The organism is Actinoplanes sp. NPDC051633, assembly GCF_040681735.1.
In the GTDB taxonomy this organism is placed as follows: Bacteria; Actinomycetota; Actinomycetes; order Mycobacteriales; family Micromonosporaceae; genus Actinoplanes.
Map to the genome: position 1 here is coordinate 1 of NZ_JBFAZH010001774.1, position 1,125 is coordinate 1,125.

The 1,125-nt window shown below is 67.1% G+C and carries 1 protein-coding gene; it reads right to left on the minus strand.

Features of this window, described 5'->3' with window-relative positions; translation table 11 throughout:
• Positions 1-977: DUF1565 domain-containing protein (locus AB0M20_RS45055; protein ID WP_364307772.1), on the minus strand; the 977-nt coding region annotated here is incomplete at its 3' end.
• Positions 978-1,125: the final 148 nt, after the last annotated feature.

Here is a 1,125-nt window from a genome sequence, read left to right on the forward strand (position 1 = left end):
GTGGAGAACACACAGCCCAGGTGCCCGACGATGCCGTTCTGGCCACAGTCGTGGATGGTGTTGCGCCGCACGATGTGCGAGCCGATGTGCTCGGCATCCCAGCCGATCTGCCGGGCCGAGAACACGGACTCGAGCTGGTACTGATAGCCCGGCCTGTCGCCCCGCAGGGTCGCGTAGTTGTGGCCCGTTGACGCTTCCTTGCCGAGGGAAACCGCCGAGCACTTCGCGTCGTGGATGACGTTGTCCTCGATGATCCAGCCCTTTGCCCAGTTCGGTCCGATGAGGCCCGGCTGGTCGGCCGTCGGCGGGGTCCACGGACATGCGGCCTGCGCCAGCTCGAAGCCGCGAACGGTGATGTAGTCGACGTGGTGCTCGGTGGGATAGAAGACGGAGCGGCGGACGTTGATCTCGACGAGCTCCTCGTTCGGGTCGGCACCCTGGAAGTTCGCCCAGATCGTCGTCTCGTCCGGTCCCACCTCGGCGTACCAGACGTAGCGCGTCTGCTCGGGGTTGCGGACGGGATCGGGCGTCTCGGTCCAGTCGTCGAGCACTTCGGTGCGCAGCGGCGGATCCGACACGTCGGGCAGGCTGACCGCCTCGTAGAAGCTCAGCCCGTTCAGGTAGACGTCGCCGAGATGCTTGCGCGGGGAATCCTGCTCCGGATAGACGATCCAGTCGCCGTTGATCTCTTCGGCGTAGGGGTTGAACGAGCCGAAGAGCGAGTTCGGCACCGACACGCTCCACACCGTCTCGTTCACCCGCGTCCACCCGGTCACCCGCTCCGACCCCTTGATGACCACGTGCTCGCCGGCCGCGGCCTGGTACGTGATGCGCCGCCGATCACTGAGGCCACCGCGCTGCGGCCGCACCCACTCGCGATACTCGCCGGCATGGACCACGATCGTGTCCCCCGGCTGCGCGACGGCGGCGGCTCGATTGATGGTGCGGAACGGGCCGGCCTCGGAGCCGTCCGCCACGTCAGACCCCGATTTCGCGACATGAAGAACCGATGTCATCGTCTACTGAACCTTTCTGATGCGTACGAGCGCGGGTCGGCTGAGCACGGTCAAGGCAACCCGGAACGCCGTCCGCGAGCGGCCGGCGTTCCGGGTCGTGCGGGTACCG